The 17,250-nt window shown below is 44.4% G+C and carries 20 protein-coding genes and 2 pseudogenes; 9 read left to right on the top strand and 13 right to left on the bottom strand.

The features are described from left to right. Window positions 1-10: 10 nt before the first annotated feature. Window positions 11-1,060 carry a phosphotransferase enzyme family protein gene (locus PAV_RS19855; protein ID WP_005549277.1) on the bottom strand — a complete coding sequence of 350 codons (1,050 nt, stop codon included), beginning with the start codon at window positions 1,058-1,060 and terminating at the stop codon, window positions 11-13. 227 nt (window positions 1,061-1,287) lie between these two features. Here PAV_RS19855 and PAV_RS19860 point away from each other — a divergent pair, with 227 nt between their 5' ends. From PAV_RS19860 to PAV_RS19870, 3 genes are read left to right on the top strand one after another with little or no spacing between them, the layout of a single operon-like run. After that, window positions 1,288-1,608, top strand: coding sequence for an ArsR/SmtB family transcription factor (locus tag PAV_RS19860; protein WP_157267046.1), 321 nt, complete (start codon window positions 1,288-1,290; stop codon window positions 1,606-1,608). Continuing rightward, window positions 1,605-1,802, top strand: coding sequence for an SRPBCC family protein (locus PAV_RS34810; protein ID WP_005549280.1), 198 nt, complete (start codon window positions 1,605-1,607; stop codon window positions 1,800-1,802). Before PAV_RS19860 ends, PAV_RS34810 begins: the two co-directional genes overlap by 4 nt. After that, window positions 1,780-2,064 carry a PDZ domain-containing protein gene (locus PAV_RS19870; RefSeq protein ID WP_005549282.1) on the top strand — a complete coding sequence of 95 codons (285 nt, stop codon included), beginning with the start codon at window positions 1,780-1,782 and terminating at the stop codon, window positions 2,062-2,064. Before PAV_RS34810 ends, PAV_RS19870 begins: the two co-directional genes overlap by 23 nt. Window positions 2,065-2,206: 142 nt before the next feature. Here the strand turns inward: PAV_RS19870 and PAV_RS19875 are convergent, their stop codons facing one another. Then, the gene (locus PAV_RS19875; protein WP_005549283.1) at window positions 2,207-2,803 is read right to left on the bottom strand and encodes a TetR/AcrR family transcriptional regulator; all 597 of its coding nucleotides are present in this window, start codon (window positions 2,801-2,803) and stop codon (window positions 2,207-2,209) included. Window positions 2,804-3,039: 236 nt separating this feature from the next. Here PAV_RS19875 and PAV_RS19880 point away from each other — a divergent pair. From PAV_RS19880 to PAV_RS19900, 5 genes and pseudogenes are all read left to right on the top strand, one after another. Further along, a pseudogene (locus PAV_RS19880) lies at window positions 3,040-4,295 on the top strand (MFS transporter). A gap of 200 nt (window positions 4,296-4,495) precedes the next feature. Then, on the top strand, window positions 4,496-4,939 hold the full coding sequence (locus PAV_RS19885) for a DUF3995 domain-containing protein (RefSeq protein ID WP_005549285.1): 444 nt from the start codon (window positions 4,496-4,498) through the stop codon (window positions 4,937-4,939). A 207-nt stretch (window positions 4,940-5,146) separates the two neighbouring features. Continuing rightward, window positions 5,147-5,518, top strand: coding sequence for a GntR family transcriptional regulator (locus tag PAV_RS19890; RefSeq protein ID WP_005549286.1), 372 nt, complete (start codon window positions 5,147-5,149; stop codon window positions 5,516-5,518). After that, window positions 5,515-6,411: an ABC transporter ATP-binding protein gene (locus PAV_RS19895; protein ID WP_005549288.1), complete on the top strand. Its 897-nt coding sequence runs from the start codon at window positions 5,515-5,517 to the stop codon at window positions 6,409-6,411. The genes PAV_RS19890 and PAV_RS19895 overlap by 4 nt, the downstream gene beginning before the upstream one ends. Beyond that, window positions 6,408-6,860 (top strand): hypothetical protein, encoded by a 453-nt coding sequence (locus tag PAV_RS19900; protein WP_005549290.1) that lies wholly within the window; start codon window positions 6,408-6,410, stop codon window positions 6,858-6,860. Before PAV_RS19895 ends, PAV_RS19900 begins: the two co-directional genes overlap by 4 nt. A 334-nt stretch (window positions 6,861-7,194) precedes the next feature. On the opposite strand, the pseudogene PAV_RS19905 reads toward PAV_RS19900, so the two are convergent. From PAV_RS19905 to PAV_RS19925, 6 genes and pseudogenes are all read right to left on the bottom strand, one after another. Next, window positions 7,195-9,272 (bottom strand): annotated as a pseudogene (locus tag PAV_RS19905) (serine hydrolase domain-containing protein). 90 nt (window positions 9,273-9,362) lie between these two features. Further along, window positions 9,363-9,719: a hypothetical protein gene (locus PAV_RS19910; RefSeq protein ID WP_005549296.1), complete on the bottom strand. Its 357-nt coding sequence runs from the start codon at window positions 9,717-9,719 to the stop codon at window positions 9,363-9,365. Window positions 9,720-9,811: 92 nt separating this feature from the next. Then, entirely contained in the window at window positions 9,812-9,964 is a 153-nt protein-coding gene (locus tag PAV_RS34815) for a hypothetical protein (RefSeq protein WP_005549298.1), read from the bottom strand. Window positions 9,965-10,035: 71 nt separating this feature from the next. After that, entirely contained in the window at window positions 10,036-10,800 is a 765-nt protein-coding gene (locus tag PAV_RS19915; RefSeq protein ID WP_238555877.1) for a MerR family transcriptional regulator, read from the bottom strand. A 151-nt stretch (window positions 10,801-10,951) separates the two neighbouring features. Further along, a complete protein-coding gene (locus tag PAV_RS19920) occupies window positions 10,952-11,386 on the bottom strand; it encodes a hypothetical protein (RefSeq protein ID WP_238555871.1) in 435 nt (144 codons plus the stop codon). A 26-nt stretch (window positions 11,387-11,412) separates the two neighbouring features. Then, window positions 11,413-11,991 carry a hypothetical protein gene (locus tag PAV_RS19925; RefSeq protein ID WP_005549303.1) on the bottom strand — a complete coding sequence of 193 codons (579 nt, stop codon included), beginning with the start codon at window positions 11,989-11,991 and terminating at the stop codon, window positions 11,413-11,415. A gap of 283 nt (window positions 11,992-12,274) precedes the next feature. Between PAV_RS19925 and PAV_RS19930 the strand changes: the two genes are divergently transcribed. Beyond that, window positions 12,275-12,805, top strand: coding sequence for a ClbS/DfsB family four-helix bundle protein (locus PAV_RS19930; RefSeq protein WP_005549305.1), 531 nt, complete (start codon window positions 12,275-12,277; stop codon window positions 12,803-12,805). A gap of 212 nt (window positions 12,806-13,017) precedes the next feature. Here the strand turns inward: PAV_RS19930 and PAV_RS19935 are convergent, their stop codons facing one another. From PAV_RS19935 to PAV_RS19955, 5 genes are all read right to left on the bottom strand, one after another. Further along, the gene (locus PAV_RS19935) at window positions 13,018-13,881 is read right to left on the bottom strand and encodes an alpha/beta hydrolase (protein WP_005549307.1); all 864 of its coding nucleotides are present in this window, start codon (window positions 13,879-13,881) and stop codon (window positions 13,018-13,020) included. Between the two features lie 93 nt (window positions 13,882-13,974). Further along, window positions 13,975-14,538 carry a DUF5643 domain-containing protein gene (locus tag PAV_RS19940; protein ID WP_157267049.1) on the bottom strand — a complete coding sequence of 188 codons (564 nt, stop codon included), beginning with the start codon at window positions 14,536-14,538 and terminating at the stop codon, window positions 13,975-13,977. Between the two features lie 8 nt (window positions 14,539-14,546). Continuing rightward, window positions 14,547-15,089, bottom strand: a complete 543-nt coding sequence (locus PAV_RS19945) for a DUF4179 domain-containing protein (RefSeq protein WP_005549311.1) — start codon at window positions 15,087-15,089, stop codon at window positions 14,547-14,549. Beyond that, window positions 15,086-15,631, bottom strand: coding sequence for a sigma-70 family RNA polymerase sigma factor (locus PAV_RS19950; protein WP_005549312.1), 546 nt, complete (start codon window positions 15,629-15,631; stop codon window positions 15,086-15,088). The genes PAV_RS19945 and PAV_RS19950 overlap by 4 nt, the downstream gene beginning before the upstream one ends. Before the next feature lie 157 nt (window positions 15,632-15,788). Next, entirely contained in the window at window positions 15,789-17,129 is a 1,341-nt protein-coding gene (locus tag PAV_RS19955; protein ID WP_005549314.1) for an alanine/glycine:cation symporter family protein, read from the bottom strand. Window positions 17,130-17,250: the final 121 nt, after the last annotated feature.

The raw sequence follows: 17,250 nt of genomic DNA on the forward strand, positions 1-17,250 counted from the left end.
TCGCCTCCTGCTAGCTTTCTAAGCATGCCAATATATCGTCACGAGTCAGCTCGTAATGCATCCAGCGCAGCCGCTCGTTGACTTCTTGCCATAGTCCCTCTTCTGCTTTGCGAAGCGTTGTGCCCACTTTATCCATGCGGAATGGCCGAATGATGTTATACAGCATATTAACAGCAGACCGTTCCACATCTGTTAACGAGTATTGCTGGGTGTAGCCGTTATAAAAATGCTTAAAGCGCTGCTCCATATATGCGCATTTTTCCCGATCCAGCCATTCTTCCCGGTAACATTCAAAGCAAAGAAAAATACCCTCCTGCATCATATACGTCACGAATTTATCATTACCAGCTAAATTATAATCAATAATTCCTGCAAATCTCTTCTCTTCATTCACTAAAATATTATTTGTCGAGAAATCTCCTTGTACACCGCCTGCAGGCAAAGATGGAAATATAGCCTCTAATTGCTTGCGCTTGTGATTGTATATCTTCCATATTTCTTCTACCAATCGAACATTTGCTTGCGAATTCCTCAACTGCTCGTACCATGACAGCGCATCACTATAATTTTCCTCATCTGGATCTAGCAGAACATACGGGCTGCCCCATGCATATTCGATCCCCTCACGCTTCGCAGCAGTATGCATACTTCCTATGCAGGCTCCCACTTGATACAGAAATTCGGGGCTCAAATCCTCCAAGTCGATCTCCAAATCATCTAATGTCTTAGCAGGCATGAATTCTTCTGCCCAGTAATGGAACTGTTTATTGTCGATTGTTATGACAGACCCGTAAGCGCCATTCCTCGAACAATAAAATTGTGGCGTAGCAATGCCATTTCGGCGGTACACGGAAGCTAACTGGGCCCATCCCGCGATCTTGCTGCTGTCCGTATACGAATTGTTGTAGCACTTTAAAACGATGTTTTCTCCACTCGTCGTGTTAACGATCGCGACATATCGGTGTTCATCCTCCCAACTATTATCAATTAAGCGATAGGAATCAACTGTATCATCCATATACATCTGTAACATGTTCTCCACATACATTTTCGTAATCATCGTCTGGTCACCCTTGTGAGCAAGATTTTTCAATCATTTTCTAAAACGACACGGAATCCTCTTAATCTGCCTATCTATCTTGAAAATATCTAATTGTTAAACAAGCCTTTTACAGGTACAGCCACATATAAGTGATATATTACCAAATTAAATGCAAATTTTGTTAACAATTCTGTTGACAAGGACTTTTTCGTTTAATTTTATATAACCATACGGTTATATGTGAGGTGAGTATTACGGATATTTATCGTGTTCTAAGTGAACCGACATGGGGGACGATTCTTCATATGCTTGCGCAAGGTGAACGAACGCAGTCGGATTTTGTTCAGTTTTTCCACATCTCTCAACCCGCCGTTAAAAAGCACTTGCAAATTTTATTAGAAGAAGGAGTGATTAGCGAGCAGAAGCAAGGGAAATACCGAATTTACCGTTTTGAGCATGCCTTGCTGCAATCTGCATATCAATCCCTCTTGCAAGATATGGGGTACATATTAGGAGATCGCTTAACTCGACTCAAAACATTTTTGGAAGGTGAGGATAACCAATGAACAGCTTACAATCCGTGAAGATAGATATGCTTATCGAAGCACCCATTGATAAGGTATGGAGCGCATTAACAGAAGCAGGGCAATTAACTCGCTCTGGAACTCTACTTTTCCTTCAAAACTTGAAGTGCGTATATGAGACTGGTCAGGAACACGCGAAAAGATGTGGAGAACATGGATCGGCATTCAGCATATGACGTCCATCCGCAAGACGGGCAGCCGGCTGGCTCCAAAGTATTGACGGTTAAGGGCTCTTCCCCAGCCGCTGCTGCTGGACTCCAACCTGATGACATCATAGTGAACATCAACAACACGACCATTTCCAGCTACTCAGACTTGGAAGCAGCCATCCGTGAACTGGCGATTGATGAGCAATTTAGCCTAACCGTATGGCGTAACGGAGATATCATCAGCATTACTTGCAGCATTGGCAGCTATCCCGTTCCATATTGCGCATAGGCATCATTCTGATCGAATTGAAAAAGAGCAGATCGTTTATCTATCAAACGATCTGCTCTTCCCTTCTTATTGAATGATGCATGGAATATTTACTAATCAGCTTAGCTTTTATAGATTCTATCGATTTACGTGATCGTTGCGACTAACTTGGTTTCATTCGTAACCCTCCCAATACGACTTCCAAGCTATGCAACGCAACGGCCAGCTCCTTCTCTGTATCCGGAGTATTAGCTAACCAAAAGGCTGTGTTCACAAGTCCGCCGTTCAACATCCGCGCTAATGCATGACTATCCGTGACCGCAATGATTCCTTCGTCCATAAATTGCTGAAGCATAGATGCCATTGTCGTCAAGCATTGAGAATGAGATGCATGAGTAAATCCATTGCCTAGGACGGAAGGCGCATCTCTAAGGACGATGCGCTGAATTTCAGGCTCAATTGCCATCTCGATATACGCTCGGCATCGGCCTACAAAGCCTTCCCATGTCGTTGCTGCCGCTTCCGAAATATCGTGAAGACGATTATCCATCTCTAGATCAATTTCTTCAACAACTGCCGCGAGTAAGCCTTTTTTATCGCCAAAATGATGGTACAGCGCACCTCGCGTCAATCCTACGGAAGCGGTTAACTCATCCATGGACGTATTTGCATATCCGATTGTTCCGAAAGCTTCTCTTGCCGCTTCGAGCAGTTTCCTCCTTGTCTCTTCGATCATTTCTTTTCTTGCTTTTCGAACCATGTCCCCTCCTGCACCGTTTGCTGCTTGCACGATGCTAGCTCAGTTTTATATTTCGTTCTATTCTACAACAAAATTTGAAATTAACAAGATTGATAAACTATAGAACCGGGTTATTTCATACCGTATTTTTCCTCATCTTTTTATTGACATACGCAACGTATGTGAATATTATATTTGCATACGCTTCGTATGTAAATGGGAATCACTCTATTTTTAGCAAGGAGGATCATTGTAATATGTTACGTGCTTATCGAGAATTATTCACCGCTCCTGGCTCGTTTATTTTTCTTCCGCTGGATTTATTGCCAGAATGCCGATCTCTATGACTGGAATCGGCTTGGTTACCATGATTGCTCAGATGCGCGGGGAATACGGCCTCGCTGGGGCCATCGCCGCCACCTTTGCCTTGGCTTCGGCGCTGCTTGCCCCGCAAGTATCCCGATTGGTTGACCGGATGGGACAATCACGAGTTCTTCGCCCCGCAGCAGCGCTAAGCATAATCTCCATATTGGCTCTGCTGCTATGTGCCCGATTGGGCGCGCCCGATTGGACGCTCTTCCTGTTTGCGGTTATGGCTGGCTGCATGCCCAGCATGCCCGCAATGGTGCGTGCACGTTGGACGGAACTGTATCGAGGATCGCCCAAACTACACACCGCTTATTCCTTTGAATCCGTCGTAGATGAAATTTGCTTTATTATCGGACCTGTCATTTCAGTTGGATTATGCGTGTCCGTTTTTCCGGAAGCCGGCCCTCTCGCTGCTTGCTTATTTATGGCATTTGGCATTGTTCTTTTTACGCTGCATAAGGGCAGCGAGCCGGCAGTACAGCCGCAGCACAACGCGAGTCAGGGGTCTGTGTTCCAAATCGGCGCACTGCGTTTGCTGGCTCTTACGCTTGCTGCAATCGGCACGATATTTGGAACCGTAGATGTTGTAAGTGTTGCCTTTGCCGAGCAGCAGGGGAACACAATTGCAGCCAGCTACGTTCTGTCTGTCTACGCTATCGGATCATGCTTGGCAGGTCTCATCTTCGGCACACTCAAAATCAGCATGCCGCTAAATCGTCAGTTTGCAATTGCAGTTAGTTTTTCGATGGTAACCTTGCTTCCTCTGTTTATCGTGAACAATCTGACTACACTGGCTATTACCGTCTTCTTCTCAGGTATGTCCGTCGCACCTACGATGATTATTACGATGGGACTAGTGGAGAAAATCGTTCCTGGACATCAGTTGACCGAAGGCATGACATGGGCAACTACAGGACTAGGTATTGGGGTTGCACTTGGCTCTGGGATTGCTGGCTGGGTGGTGGATCATTTTGGTGTACATATGGGTTTCATGGTGGCAATTGCAGCTGGTGTGCTTGCACTTGGAATTATGGCAGGTGGATATAAAGCCCTGTGCTCAGCATACAACCTTGCAGCCGTTAGATATGACAGGGATTCAGGATATCCAATAGATTTGCAGAGCAACAGAACAACTGATTGCTGACGTTCCTCTCCCTTATTGACCAATTATCAAATGGATCTACAATCAAATTAGCAATCATTTCTCATATTTCCAGAAATTAATGACCTTATATTACCGTATGCTACCTCTTTTATTATCATTAATTCAATTAGCAGCAATAAAGACACCATTGCTTCATCACAATCGCTTCGTTTATTCAGCAATAAAAGGAGGAAGTAAAAATGTTGTCAGCAATCAGTTTTATTGCGGCCTGCATGCTATTCGTCATCAGTTTGCTGCATGTGTACTGGGCATTCCACGGTACATGGGGCAAGGGTGCTGTCATTCCAGAGCGAGATGGCAAGCAAGTATTCTCACCCCATTCCGGAATGACCTTGCTCATCGCTGCACTGCTTGCCTTTGCCGGCGTCATTCTGCTCGTGCGTGCATCATTCCTTCCATCATTTATCGACTCAAGTATTATTCAATGGGGAGCATGGGTTTGTGCGTGCATATTTGCACTGCGAGTCATCGGTGAATTTAACTATGTAGGCTTGTTTAAAAAAAATCGAAGCACAACATTTTCGAAAATGGACACCTGCTTGTATATACCCCCTATGCGCATTTTTTATCATTTGCTTTCATTCTCTCGATTCTGTATGGCGTATCGTAAGAACACCATCTAGCCGATGAATAACCAATCAAATGTCCCCCCTCAATAGACTCGCAAGCCAACTGGCTGCGAGTTTTTTGCGCTTAGCGTAATTCCAAACCCCACTATAACCACGAGTCACTCGATCAAAATTCCGAAATAGGCAAATACATGTTGACATGATTATCCATCAGTTATATCGTTAGTTACATGAGTAATTAACCAGTTTGGTGGTGTAGATATGACAATCAAGATGGACGACAGCCGCCCCATTTTTGTGCAAATTGCCGAACGCATTGAAGACGACATCATCGAAGGTCGATTGCCTGAAGAATCGCAAGTGCCTTCAACGAATCAATTTGCTTCATTTTTCCAGATAAATCCAGCTACTGCGGCCAAGGGTGTTAATTTGCTGGTTGATGAGAACATTTTGTACAAAAAGCGTGGGATAGGCATGTTCGTAGCGACAGGAGCGAGAGCAAAACTCATGGAAAAGCGGAAAGAACTTTTTTACGAACAGTATGTGGTATCCATGATTCGCGAAGCAGAGAAGCTTGGCATTTCCAAGGAACAATTAACAGACATGATTCAGAGAGGAGATCGGACGAATTGAGAACCATTGCTGAAGTTAAGGGATTAACCAAGTCATTCGGTGATGTAACTGTCGTACACGATGTAAGCTTTACACTCGAAGCTAACAAAATTTATGGCCTGCTTGGGCGCAATGGCGCAGGAAAAACAACGATTATGCATATGATGACGGCACAGTTATTTCCAACAAGCGGTGAACTGCTTGTATTCGGAGAAGCCCCTTATGAGAATAATCGCGTTTTGAGCAAGATTTGCTTCATTAAAGAAAGCCAGAAGTATCCAGACAGCTTTCGAGTCATTGATGTCATTGGTCTCTGTCCTTCCATCTTCCCGAATTGGGATCAGGAATTGGCAAGCAAACTGCTGTATGATTTCAATCTTCCTTTAAGGAGGCGTATCAAGAAGCTGTCACGCGGCATGCTGTCTTCCGTTGGCATTATTATTGGATTGGCAAGTCGGGCACCGCTGACCATTTTCGATGAGCCATACCTTGGACTGGATGCAGCAGCGCGTAATTTGTTCTATGACCGTTTGATTGAGGATTATGCGGAGCACCCCCGAACGATCGTGCTGTCCACACATTTAATTGATGAAGTCAGTCAACTTTTAGAGCATGTGATTGTTATTGATGGGGGCAAGATCCTTTTGAATGAGGAAAGTGATGCTTTGCGAGGCCGTGCCTACTCCGTCGTTGGACAGAGAGAACTTGTCGAGTCATTCATCGCTGGCCATACAATCATCGATCGCCAGCCGTTAGGCGGACTATTGTCTGCAACCGTACTTGACAATCTAACTCCTCATATCCAGGAACAAGCCGCATCGTTAGGCCTTGATCTCTCAACAGTATCCCTGCAGCAGCTTATTGTTCACCTCACAAAAAGAAAATCTGATCGCAAGGCGGTGGAGTCGCGATGAATCGAGTAACAACCGTTATGAAAATGTACAGCAAGGATCACATACTATGGTTTCTTGCCCCGTGGTGTTTTGTATTGCTACCTAGTTTTCTGATTAATGTGTTGGTCGGCTATTTGCTGAAACCGGAACAAGGATACTACAGCGGTGGGATGGTCTCCATTTTTATCTATCTACTAGTCCTCGGCATCGTAGCCGTAACTCAAACTTTTCCCTTCGCATTTGGCATTAGCATCCGCAGAACAGACTACTATTTTGGAACCAATTTGATGCTCCTGCTATCCAGCGTAACAGTTGCCACGATTGTAATGCTTTTGTCCATTAGTGAAAGTAGCATTACACATAGCTTAAGCGCGAATTTCCATTTTTTAGCCTGCCGTATCTTACAGACGGCAGTCTATTTGAACAATGGTGGACTTACTTCGCTACAGCTATACATCTTTGCTCCTTAGGGTTTGTCACTGCTATATTTTTCCGGCGTTATGGCCGCATGGGAATGTTCATCTTGTTCCCAGTCATGCTTGTCATTTTCTCCATCTTCAGTTATCTCTGCACATCTTTCGGCTGGTGGGGCAGCATATTTACGTGGTTCAGCAGCCATTCGGCTGCGCAACTTGCTTCTTGCTTATTCGCCTTGTCACTTCTCTACTCTTTACTATCCTTCATCATGATCCGCAAAACAACAATTTCTTAGTCTTACAACAAACAAAGCCGCTGGAGTCACACCAGCGGCTTTGTATTGGTTAAGTTATATATTTGTATAATGATTACCAAGCTATAAGTCCCCTAATTCATCTTGATTTCGAATTTTGCTCCCGCTTCGCCTGCGAATACAATCGTGCCGCTGCTTTGCAGCTCAATTCCTTTTTTAGCTGCCGACGATATCATATATTGTACGGGCTGACCCAACTCATTGTATACCGTAAATGAAGCATGCTTAGGCATTGATGTAACTGTCAGCTTCTTGCCAGCAGCTGCTTCAGGCAGTTTGAACCATCTTGCATATCCATTCTCTTGAATCGTTACCGTAGACTGCGAGCCTAGATAAAATGGCTTCAGCGTATCTTCAGATACGAACAATGTCCCAGCTCTGTCTAAATATTCGATGCCATCATTCGTAATGAAATTATACTCCATCGTGTCTCTTCCGTTCATCCCAGGGATTTGTACAGGATTGCTTGCTGAATCTGGCCCTAGAATTTCGTTACCATCAACATAACCAGTCAAACCGTCAATCTTCTTCATTTTTATGCTATCCACAAGCAAGTAAAAAGCAGAATTATATTTTTCGGTAACCGGAAAATACTTCTTCCCGGTACGCTTCGCCCAGGCGGCGTCCACTTCCTTGGAAATCTCATTTCCCGTAATCTTCTCGCCTGAATAATGAGACACGGCCATTTGAGGGAACCCCGGCCTATTCATGTACGAGCTTGCCCATAAATAAGTGCGTCCGTTATCTCTCGTAACAAATCGAACCTTTGCCTTCCCTTCAGCGTTTACAAACGATCCGTCAGCGGTATATACATACTTTTCTTCTGGCATACCCGGCATTTGGTTGTAACGAATAGACAACTCGCCTGTCTTCGTTATCGCTGCCTTCATAATAAGATCATTTGCTGCATAATAGCCTGAATGCTTTGCGACATCAGCCGGCATCGAAGCCTTGACAGGCTTGCCGAATGATTTTGCTGCCTTGAACTCCTTGATCGTTCCCTTCTCCTTCAGCGCTTGCAGTATCATGTCGTTGGCCAGCATCGTATTGGTCATACTGCTTCCACTCGATGACAGCACCGCAGCTGCCATATTCTGTTCTGGCAACACGACAAGTGATGCATGATACATAAATGTATCCCCGCCTTTGTTTTCCGCTTGAATCCCGTAGCTGTTAAATGGATACAGCTCCACACTGTCCCAGCCTAGACCATAGTTGAGTGTTGTGTCAGCATCACCTTCGGGCCACATTCCTTTTTTGAACTCTTCCGCACGCATTGCCTTGACAGAGTCAGAAGACAAGATTTTATCGTTTTGTCCCGTAAAAATTTGCGAGAAGCGAACAAGATCCTCAGCCGTGGAATATATGCCGCCTGAACCAATAAGGTTCGTATTTTCAGTCGGGAGTTGTCCTTCAAAGGCCGGATGATATATTCCAGCGAATTTTTTGGAATCAACCTGATCTAATGGTGTCTTCGTATGGTTCATTGCTAACGGTTCTGTAAAATATTTATGAAGGAATTCGGTGAAGCTCATGCCGCTGACTCGCTCTACGACAATTTCAGCTAACGTAAACCCATCATTGCAATATACAGAATAGGCGCCAGGATCTGCCTTTAGCGTTTGCTTTTGCAGTTGATTCAACAGCGTATCATGAGCTTGCGAGTCGTTATCTCCAAGCAAGAAGGCACTCCCCATCGTAGTGCCTCTCAACCCAGAGGAGTGATTAAGCAGCATCCGGATTGTAATGTTTTTATAGCGTTCGTCCTTCATCGTGAAATCCGGAATGTACTGCACAACAGGCGAATCTAGGCTTACCTTGCCATCATCAACGAGCTTCATGACGGCTGCAGCGGTGAACACCTTACTCGTTGATCCAATTCCATATATGGTGTCTTTTGTAAGCGAAACTTTTCCCAATGCATCATTTTTCCAACTTGGCCGGATACAACGATCTTACCATGATCAATGAGCGCATACTGTACACTTGTTGTGCCGAATGATTCCGTCAGGAGCTTTGCCTTTTCGGCCGCTGCTTTTTTGGTAGCCGCGTAATTCAAGTCCGCTTTTGCATTCGCAGCTAACGCGCTTGTCGGAACAATCATGGTTACCATTAAACACAGTGCCATCAACCAGGATAACCTTTTCTTCATTTAGACGCCTCCCCAATTTATAAACTTAAATATAGTACGGATAAACGTTAAGAAAAGTTCAAATTATTTCCCTTTATGTATGATTTAACCTTATATGCATCCTCCCTCAACAGTATGTTGAATCCCTTGATTTAGCCTCAGCAGCATAGCTTCCGGATTGTCACATCTGAACACTACAGAACGGATTAAAATCGTCTCCCCTAACAAGTTCTTTGTCTCGACAGATTCTTTGAGTACGATTTCAAATTGCGGAGTATCAAAAATAAGGACGGCATAGTGTACATCTTTCGGGATTTTCTCACCCATATTTATTTCTTTCGCTTTCTGTATTTCGGCAACATTGTCCAAACCCACTTCAATACTGTTTAGATAGCCGCAGCGTATAATGATCCGATTTCCTTTGATTAAGTGAGGCAAGTATTTCGCTGAATTATACAATGCCATCATATAGAACAGTCCGTAAATATTTATAGCTGAAAGGAGCCATGCTGCAAGTTGACTCCACATTAAGACGAGAAAATGAAACAGTACACCTTCAATTACAAGTAAAATAGACAAAAAATGGCCATAGTTTTGAACTGAGAGTGTTGATGATACGGAAACAGCTCTCCCCGCTCCTTAGACGGCTTTAACATCCAGATCACAATTAAAAAATAGAACATACGGCGTGCATCCGACACGATGCTAGACATCTTCAACCCCCCTTTCCCATTAAACATAGTGAATACAACATTACCCCCACTTCTAACACGGCTCTCCTCCTCTAAACCCTGTTTTCTGCATGGGATAGGCTTAATTGATTTGCTTCAAATCGGTTGACGGCCTCTTTGATATATTCCTCTACTTCCTTGGAGAAGATAGACACATTTATTTGGGGATGATCATTCAGATCGATTTCTGCGATTTTCTGCTGATAATGTGGTGCAATACGTTCATTCATACTGCTAATCATGTGCTCGATTACACGCTGAACCTCTTCTTCAACTGGTGATATACCTTGCTTGCAGTAATACTGCAATTGATTCACAATCGTAAGCATCTCCCTTTCAAATTCGAGCCGTTCCTGAGGGGAAAGATGCTGTAGAAGGACATGCTCGATCACTGATTTGGATAATCGCGCTGATAGCCACTCCTCTTGCTTCTTTTCATGATGAATCGAGTGAATAATCGCTAATAACAGATCACTGTCCAGCTCCTCATCCTGCATGATCCGCTCAACCCGTGTTATCGTATTGATTACATAATCCAGCTCTTCGCGTTTCTTCTCCAGCATAACCTTCTGCTTTTGCAATGTATCGCGTATCTGATGTGAATCATGGTTCGCAAGGTAATCCAAGATTTCTTGCAACGAGAACCCCAAATATTTTAACGTAATAATTTTCTGCATAGTGGGAATGTCATCCTTACTATAGAGACGATGCCCATGTTCATTGTATCTGGAGGGTGCAAGCAATCCTTTTCGATCATAAAAATGAAGCGTCCGTTCGGTTACACCCGTGAGTTTTGCAAAAGCCTTAACAGTATACATGTGTTTCACTCGAACATCTCCTCTCGCCCTATTACCATCAATGTACACCATGACGTTACGTCATAGGCAAGATTGTTTTTGAAAATAGAAAAAAAGCATTTCACCCTTATACGGAGAAATGCTGAAGCTTGGTAATATCCTATTCCACGAATTAAGAAATAACGGTGTAACTAAACTTCTTCTTACCAAAGTTAATTGCAGCCTGATGGTTAGCCGCGCTGTACTTCCCGAAATAAACATCAATCCAGCGATAGGAAAGTTTGCCCGTATTCTTCAGATCGCCTGTGTCTTCTACAATAAATGTATTCAGGACATTTCCGCCAGGAATCGTAATATGCTCGTTATTATTGAGTACAATCATCGTTCCGAACGGATAAATAGGCTTGTTCCAGTTCCCTGTCCCCCTAGAAGTCGGATGTACAGCAACACCACCAATGTAAGCAGCCTTGCCACTAGCAAATACAGGCTTGTTATCCCCAGATGCCCCTGTAAAGGCGGTAAAATCTTCATTTACATATGTCGCATCCGCCTTCACTGAAGGTACACCGGTAGAAAGTAGCGCAGTTGAGATCATAATGGCCGCCATTCATTTTTTCATCTGAACCACTCCCCTTATTCGGACAATATCCTCCCTGTCCCTGCATCAAAATCAATCTGCCTCAGCTGATTGTGTTCATCTCGTCCGACAATTGTAATCATTGGAACTCCCTCAACGGCCTGAAGAATAAAGTGATATCCATTTGCCCATCCTCTGCCAGGCTTCAGGTTGCTTGCCCGCTTGCTTTGGTCAGCCACAGTCGTACTGTCGATTTTAACCCGATCAGCCGCTACAATATATTCAGGTCTGTAAGGCCCTACTCCGGTTATGATCCTCTCAACCTTTCCATATCGAATGGCAACAACAGCGCGCTGGACTCCTGGAGCAGCAACCTGCAAGTTCCAACGGCCTCTCGTTCCTTCTTGTCCGCTTGCTTCTCCTAAATCGTCATCCACGCTTGTCAAATAAAGGGGAACGGCTTCGGGATTCCATTTCTTTGCCGCGAACATGCCAACATATAGTGCATCGAGAAGCGTCAATTGGCTGCGAGCGCCGATCTGCTTCTCTATCGATGTATCCTCAACAAACCTGTATACCAATAATGAGCACGCCAATACGATGACCGCGCTTAATGTGGCACACCATTTATTCATTTTATGCAGGCACCTTTCTATCTTGTTTTAAAGATATAGAACCAGCATCTTCATCTTATATTTTTATATTGCTGTCTTTACTCTATCAGGCCCATTGAGATTCGCTCCATAGACGATTGTGGATTTTTTCTAAACTCCATGACCCCCCACTCATCCTTGAAATAAACCGAATAGCAGTGCTTCAAGCTGCGCCTCATCATGGTTTGCAATCGTTGACATACTGTTGTCATGTTCTCTATGGCATACTATGAATAATAAGGAAAGTGAAGGAGGAATTGAATTTATGACCGCGATTCGTTATACAAGCAAGGCTGCATTAATCGATGAAATTCACAAAAGATACGGGCTTCTCGACAAGGAGTATCATGACATTGAGGATCATGCAAGGGACATCCGAATAACGGGGGTTGATCGAACTCCTGCTGAAATTATCGCCTATCAATTGGGCTGGCTGAATCTGGTGATGGAGTGGGACAAACAGGAACAGAGTGGAGAAATCGTTCAAATGCCTTCTCCTGAATACAAGTGGAATCAACTGGGGGCTTTATATCAATCTTTCTATGATGCATCTTCACCATACTCTTTAACAGAATTACGCTTTCAACTAAAGGAGACGGTGAAACAATGGATAGAATGGATTGATGGTTGCAGTGAAGAGGAATTATTTACGCAAGGAATGCGCAAATGGACGGGTGACAAGCCAAATTGGCCGATGGCTCGCTGGATTCATATTAATTCTGTTGCACCTTTCACATCATTTCGGACGAAGATTCGGAAATGGAAAAAGAGTTATCGCAATCCTCTCATTCCGTAACCCAGCTGTACAGCGGCATATATCTGTTGTTTTTTATCATCTATTCTCTACTTGCCGCTGTACGAAGCCAGGCCTCATTTCACCTTTTTATATCTTATATTCTATATATCTGTTTTATTTATCTGTTTTATTTTTCATTGATCCATCATTCTATTGATGAGCATGTTTTATAAGAGAGGCAACGTCATGGATTGCGGTCCGTGCAGCGCCGCTTATACCGGCAAGCTGGAAAAACCATGATTGACTCCGTAGTACTTCCTGCATTCCGCACCAACACCCGCTTCTAGCAGCCGCCGATACAGCATTTCTCCCTCATCTGCTAATGGATCGAATTCGGCAAGCAGAATATGCGTATAAGGTAGTCCCTCCAAGTCGTTACGCAGAAGCGGGCTAGCCTCCGGATGATCAACTGGAATATTTCGCAGATAAGCTTCAAACCCGCTAAGCAGCGTATCCCGAGTAATAACGAAATCATCTCCGTATCGTTGATAGCTATTGCTGGAACCGCTTGCGTCTAGCATTGGATAAATCAGGACTTGTCTGGTGGGCATCCATTCCTTTTGAGCCTTAAGCCGCAAGGACGTAATTAACGCTATATGTCCGCCCGCGCTGTCGCCAGCCAATGTAATCTCGTTCGGGTCTCCTCCCCACGACTTGGCATGCTCTCGTACAATATGCGCAGCCTTATAAGCATCATCATGTCCAGCAGGATAGACATGCTCTGGCGCTAAGCGGTAGTCAACAGCTACTATCAGTATCTTCGCTAGATTAGCCAGCGCTCTGAGCTGGCGATCATGCGTCTCTAAATCACCACTAACGAAACATCCGCCATGATAGTAAATCATGACGGGAAGATCCGACTCGTGCGAAGGACGATATATGCGTAAAGGTATAGAATCGATCGTGCAATCCGTGATCTCACTTACGGGTTCCGCTGCACCAGCGAGCGCAACTGAGTCCAAATAGCCTTGACGTCGTTCATTGAAGCTCTGCAGTCTTGCAGAAGGACGTCCTGCTTCAATAAATTGCTTCACTATTTCTCGAATTCCTGGTTCCAATTGATTCAAGATCTCCATTATGCCGATTCTCCTCTGACTGAAGTGCAAGATTTCAGTGGTATTTATCCATCTGTATTTATGTTACACAGGAAAGGTCGAAGATTGCAATTTTTATTTGACCGGTATTCTGAACTCCAGCTCTGGGATATAGTTCTTATCCGAGCCTTTTCTAATAAATGGTTTAATAACGATCAGCTTAGGCTTTGCCTTGAAGGGCTCATATGACGTAGAAAAGATCATGCCTTTACCCTCCCCTGAAGCATTTCCTGCAATCGCATTTTGTAGATTTCCTTGCTCATCCTCGATATCGAACTCGAGATTGAGGAAATCATCCACCTTATATTTGTCCGGTATTGCTTCCAGCATGCTATGATAATCTTCGTCTCCGCTTACCCCGTGGATACCGACGAGCAAGCGGGTTGTGATGGGGGTCATTTCAACGCGATCTATGCTCATATTTATCGAATCATGCATTTTCTTCTCTGCTGTTCTCAAAATGATGTTGCGGGCAGTATCTTTCTTAATCGGGAAGCGGAACTCGTATTTCTGATCAACATCCGCTAAATACACAACCATTTTCATCTCGAATGAATCAGGAAGCTCCAGATCGGCTGAATCCAAGGCCGTAACAATAATCGAATGTGGAGCATGCTCTCCCCCTGGCTGCAGACCCATTGATGTATTTATCTGCTTGTCTTGCATGTAAAAATCGATACTATTCCCCTGAGTTCCCTGCATTCGCTGCTTGTTCCATTTTTGAAAAAAGAGTCCGCAGTTCCTTCCTTATCCTCTCTGCTTAGTACAATAGAGAGCCGGCTGCCGTCATATATCAATTCCGAAATCGATAATGTTACATCCTTGTGGGTAACGCGTTGATTAACGGAAGTAAGCATCCCTTTGTCCTCTGCAGATTGAAGTCCAAGATCCCCAACCAGCTTGAACACACTGTTCATCAGAGGAATCTGCTTCAATGTCTGGGCAATCGCTGGAGAGGCAAGACCTGAAAAAATCAACACAACACCGAGTCCTGCGACACCTGCCGTTGATATCAACATTCGCCGCAGCCATCGGCTCGCCCGTCTTCGCCGATTCCGTAATGGAAGCATGTCTTCAATGATATGATACGTCTGATCCATTCGGCTGCGAATGAATTCTGGCAGCTCATTCTTATATGGTTCTCTAAGTTGTTCGAGCTGCTGCTCGATAGGCAGTTGTATCTGTTTCATCCGTTCATCTTCCTTTCTACAGAGTCATCCAGCCAATCTGCAAGAGTATGTCGGGCTCTGTGCAGCCGGGTCTTTACCGCACTGACGGACATGTCCATCATTTCAGCAATCTGATGCATGGGCAAATCTTGAAAATAAAACAAGATAACAATATTTCGAGACACTTCCTCAAGCCGGTAAATCGCTTGACGCAAATCAAGACGATCGCTGATTTCCGGAGGAGCCTCTCCGATTTCCGGCAGCTCCGCTAACATAATAACACGAGCCTGCTTCCGCAAGATCATATTGCACTCATTGATCAATATACGAAAAAGCCATGTCTTAAAGTAGGCATGATGATTTAAGCTTGGCAGCGCACGGTAAGCTTTGTACACGGCTTCCTGCATTGCATCCGCACAGTCTTCATCCCTTCTGACAATGGATCTGGCCATATTGTACATTTGGACTTCATGCTTCTTGATGAGACGAATGAAAGCCTCTTTATTTCCTTCCTTAGCCAACCTCACATCTGTCTCTATATCGATTTCTATATCGGTATACAAGCCGTTTCTTCTCCCTTCTTTACCCCATACACGCGACTAGCTGTTAATTAGATGCATAAGATTGGCAAAAAGTTTCCTTTCGCGAAAAAAAAAGCTGGCAAATGTTCACTTTCGTGTCATTTGCCAGCTTTTTCTCACCAGTATTACATGTAAACATTTATTTTTCCGTCTCTTTATGTTTCCAGTACAGACGCGTTTCATGAACGACTACGCCAGACAACCCAAGCAGTGCGATCAAGTTCGGCAATGCCATCAACCCGTTTACGATATCTGCAAGCTTCCATATCATATCGAGCTTTATAAATGCACCAAAACCAATGATTGCAATAAAGACAAGCCGATAAGGCAGGATCGATTTCACGCCGAACAAGTAAACCATGCAGCGCTCGCCATAATAGTTCCATCCTAATATTGTCGTAAAGGCAAACAATATCAAGCATAGCGTGAGTACAAAGGAACCATATGGCAATGCTGCATCAAATGCAGCCTGTGTCAAAGCAGCACCTTCCATAGGGCCATTCCAGACTCCGGTTACGATCAAGGTTAAGCCGGTCAGCGAACATACGATAATCGTATCTATGAATGTCCCCGTCATCGAAATAAGACCTTGCTCGGCTGGCCATTTCACCTTGGCAGCTGCTGCAGCAATCGGTGCGCTTCCGAGACCGGATTCATTCGAAAATACCCCTCTCGCGATTCCGTTGCGTATCGCCATCATAACCGTGGCGCCGAGGAAACCTCCTCCAGCTGCAGTCGCATTGAATGCCCCATGGAATATTAAGGACATTGCATGGGGAATCTGATCCGCAAACGTGATGAGCACGACGAAGCTAGCGATGAAGTAAATGATAGCCATAACAGGAACAATCGTAGTCGTCACATGCGAAATACTTTGAATCCCCCCGATTGTAACAAGGGCAGTAACAATTGTAACAATGACCGCAGTTACAATTGCCGGCACACCAAGACTCGTCTCAGTAGAGGTAACAATCGCATTAATTTGCGGGAAGGTACCGATTCCAAGAAGTGCGACCAGCACGCCGCTAATGGCGAAGAACACAGCCAAAGGCTTGAATTTCATGCCTAAGCCCTTCTCAATATAGTACATTGGCCCACCGAGTATTTGTCCATTATCATCAATATTGCGGTACTTAACGGCTAGCAGCCCCTCCGCATATTTGGTAGCCATTCCGAAGAAAGCAGCGACCCACATCCAAAATAACGCACCTGGTCCCCCTACCTTGATTGCAGTCGCAACACCAACAATATTCCCCGTTCCGATTGTGGCGGCAAGTGCAGTCGCAAGCGCACCGAAGCTGGATACATCACCAGCCCCCTCGTTTTTTGACTTAAATATGAGCTTCAAGGCAAGCGGCAAGCGAAACAATTGAAGGACACCTAAACGAATTGTGAGTAATATCCCCGTCCCTACCAACAAAATAAGAAGCGGCGCCCCCCATACGAAACTGTTCAATTTGTCTAACCAATGTTCAATCATTGCAAAATCATTTCCCCTCGTCTTGAATAATAAAAAGAGCCAAATCGTATGATTTGACTCTGGGGACATGCGTGCAGAATTAAAAAAGCTTTCGCCAGGAACATGATAATACAACCCAAAT

It is taken from the genome of Paenibacillus alvei DSM 29, from assembly GCF_000293805.1.
Lineage (GTDB): Bacteria > Bacillota > Bacilli > Paenibacillales > Paenibacillaceae > Paenibacillus_B > Paenibacillus_B alvei.

Coding starts and splice junctions, on each gene's coding strand:
- PAV_RS34810 (WP_005549280.1), top strand. CDS start 1,605: ATGAACAGCTTACAATCCGTGAAGATAGATATGCTTATCGAAGCACCC.
- PAV_RS19915 (WP_238555877.1), bottom strand. CDS start 10,800: ATGTATACTGTTAAGGCTTTTGCAAAACTCACGGGTGTAACCGAACGG.
- PAV_RS19945 (WP_005549311.1), bottom strand. CDS start 15,089: ATGAAACAGATACAACTGCCTATCGAGCAGCAGCTCGAACAACTTAGA.
- PAV_RS19875 (WP_005549283.1), bottom strand. CDS start 2,803: ATGGTTCGAAAAGCAAGAAAAGAAATGATCGAAGAGACAAGGAGGAAA.
- PAV_RS19930 (WP_005549305.1), top strand. CDS start 12,275: ATGACCGCGATTCGTTATACAAGCAAGGCTGCATTAATCGATGAAATT.
- PAV_RS19935 (WP_005549307.1), bottom strand. CDS start 13,881: ATGGAGATCTTGAATCAATTGGAACCAGGAATTCGAGAAATAGTGAAG.
- PAV_RS19870 (WP_005549282.1), top strand. CDS start 1,780: ATGGATCGGCATTCAGCATATGACGTCCATCCGCAAGACGGGCAGCCG.
- PAV_RS19885 (WP_005549285.1), top strand. CDS start 4,496: ATGTTGTCAGCAATCAGTTTTATTGCGGCCTGCATGCTATTCGTCATC.
- PAV_RS19955 (WP_005549314.1), bottom strand. CDS start 17,129: ATGATTGAACATTGGTTAGACAAATTGAACAGTTTCGTATGGGGGGCG.
- PAV_RS19925 (WP_005549303.1), bottom strand. CDS start 11,991: ATGAATAAATGGTGTGCCACATTAAGCGCGGTCATCGTATTGGCGTGC.
- PAV_RS19900 (WP_005549290.1), top strand. CDS start 6,408: ATGAATCGAGTAACAACCGTTATGAAAATGTACAGCAAGGATCACATA.
- PAV_RS19940 (WP_157267049.1), bottom strand. CDS start 14,538: ATGGGTCTGCAGCCAGGGGGAGAGCATGCTCCACATTCGATTATTGTT.
- PAV_RS19890 (WP_005549286.1), top strand. CDS start 5,147: ATGACAATCAAGATGGACGACAGCCGCCCCATTTTTGTGCAAATTGCC.
- PAV_RS34815 (WP_005549298.1), bottom strand. CDS start 9,964: ATGTCTAGCATCGTGTCGGATGCACGCCGTATGTTCTATTTTTTAATT.
- PAV_RS19910 (WP_005549296.1), bottom strand. CDS start 9,719: ATGATGGCATTGTATAATTCAGCGAAATACTTGCCTCACTTAATCAAA.
- PAV_RS19855 (WP_005549277.1), bottom strand. CDS start 1,060: ATGATTACGAAAATGTATGTGGAGAACATGTTACAGATGTATATGGAT.
- PAV_RS19920 (WP_238555871.1), bottom strand. CDS start 11,386: ATGGCGGCCATTATGATCTCAACTGCGCTACTTTCTACCGGTGTACCT.